Raw genomic sequence first — 1,432 nt, 5'->3', positions numbered from 1 at the left:
GCCAATCAAACATCTAGTCTAATTGGGTTGGCAACCAGTAGCATTTCTAGTACCTCCCAGCAATACAGCCAAACGGCAAGGGAACTCAATCAGTTGATTACCTCTGCCAATCAACTATTGGTCAGTAATCGGGGAAATTTGGTCACCACCTTAGATAGCATCTCTCAGGCCAGTCAAGATCTGCGTGTATTGACCAGCAACTTAACCATTACCGCAAATCAGGTTAACTCAGCGGTTTATCAAACGGATGTATCACAGATGCTGCGGAACTTAGAAAACCTATCGGCTAATGCTGCCCAAGCATCTGCTAACTTACGTAATGTTTCCAATACTCTCAACAGTCCTACTAATTTACTGGTATTACAACAAACCCTAGACTCAGCACGAGTTACCTTTGAAAATGCCCAAAAGATTACCGCTGACCTAGATGATCTGACTGGGGATCCAGCTTTTCGCCGCAATGTCAAGGATTTAGTTAATGGACTCAGCGGCTTAGTGTCTTCTACCGAACAGCTGCAACAGCAGGCTCTGATATCTCAACAACTGGAAGCTCTCAATACTGCTATAGACACCGCCTCGTCTAATGATCCTGCTAAAACCGTTTCCATCCCTAAGTCCCCCCCTAAGATCGATCCAGCTAAGATAGATCCAATAGCTCCAGCTGATCAGAAGCTTCAACCGAATCAAGAAAAACAGATGTTTAAGCTTTTACCCCCAGCCCCTAGGAAATCGGTTAAATGAAATGAATTTAGTAAAGGGAGCAGGGAGCAGGGAGCAGGGAACAGGGAACAGTGGCAAGAGGCCGTATTCAGTAAATTTTGTTAGTTGAAGAGCCTAATTTTTCTGTCTTGATGCAGTCGCTCATGGGGGAGACCCCCGCAGGTCGGCGCTGCCTCCCCAAGACCGTAATGGTGCGTTTGACCCGTAATTAAATTCGCCACGGGTCGCACCTCTGCATCGCTTTTACAGTAAGCTTTCTGAGTTTTTTAACTGGAAATTTATCATAAAAGGCTTGTGACAGTACTGAAAAACCAAAATGATTTTTTACCACTCCCTACTCCCTACTCCCTACTCCCTACTCCCTACTCCCTACTCCCTACTCCCTACTCCCTATTCGCGACTTCAGCAAAGAAGTCTTAAGTCCAGTCATCTTGGCTTCCAGAACTGTTGTCTCGTCTATACGCAAGACCCTCTTGATGAATCTGAAGGGTTTTCTCAAAAAGCTGTTGTTCTGTCAGTTGCCATCGCTGGAGCAGTAAATCCAAGTCCCTTTGAATCGCTCTAGCACCGGGAAAGCTGTCATACCGAATCCGCAGTCGGGCTAATTCGGCCAAGTTGTATTCATTGGGTTGTTGTTGTAAAAGACGGTTAACTATTTCGCGATCGCGTTTTTCCTGAGGATGTTGCTGGTCTTGATTTCCTTCCATCTCAG

2 protein-coding genes and 1 pseudogene are annotated in these 1,432 nt (G+C 45.7%); 2 read left to right on the top strand and 1 reads right to left on the bottom strand.

From position 1 onward, the window contains the following. Both F6K49_RS48890 and F6K49_RS48885 read left to right on the top strand, forming a co-directional pair. Positions 1-741: pseudogene (locus F6K49_RS48890) on the top strand (MCE family protein); the annotation flags it as partial. A 273-nt stretch (positions 742-1,014) separates the two neighbouring features. Further along, on the top strand, positions 1,015-1,140 hold the full coding sequence (locus F6K49_RS48885) for a hypothetical protein (protein ID WP_293054363.1): 126 nt from the start codon (positions 1,015-1,017) through the stop codon (positions 1,138-1,140). Here the strand turns inward: F6K49_RS48885 and F6K49_RS48880 are convergent. Continuing rightward, the gene (locus F6K49_RS48880; protein WP_293109951.1) at positions 1,137-1,427 is read right to left on the bottom strand and encodes a DUF3288 family protein; all 291 of its coding nucleotides are present in this window, start codon (positions 1,425-1,427) and stop codon (positions 1,137-1,139) included. The genes F6K49_RS48885 and F6K49_RS48880 overlap by 4 nt on opposite strands. Between the last annotated feature and the right edge of the window lie 5 nt (positions 1,428-1,432).

It is taken from the genome of Moorena sp. SIO3I6 (assembly GCF_010672095.1).
Note: the sequence above shows the minus strand (reverse complement) of the source record. Positions and strands in the feature narration are given on the sequence as shown.

Bases quoted from the DNA above. Each gene is read 5' to 3' on its own strand.
- F6K49_RS48880 (WP_293109951.1), bottom strand. From the start codon at position 1,427: ATGGAAGGAAATCAAGACCAGCAACATCCTCAGGAAAAACGCGATCGC.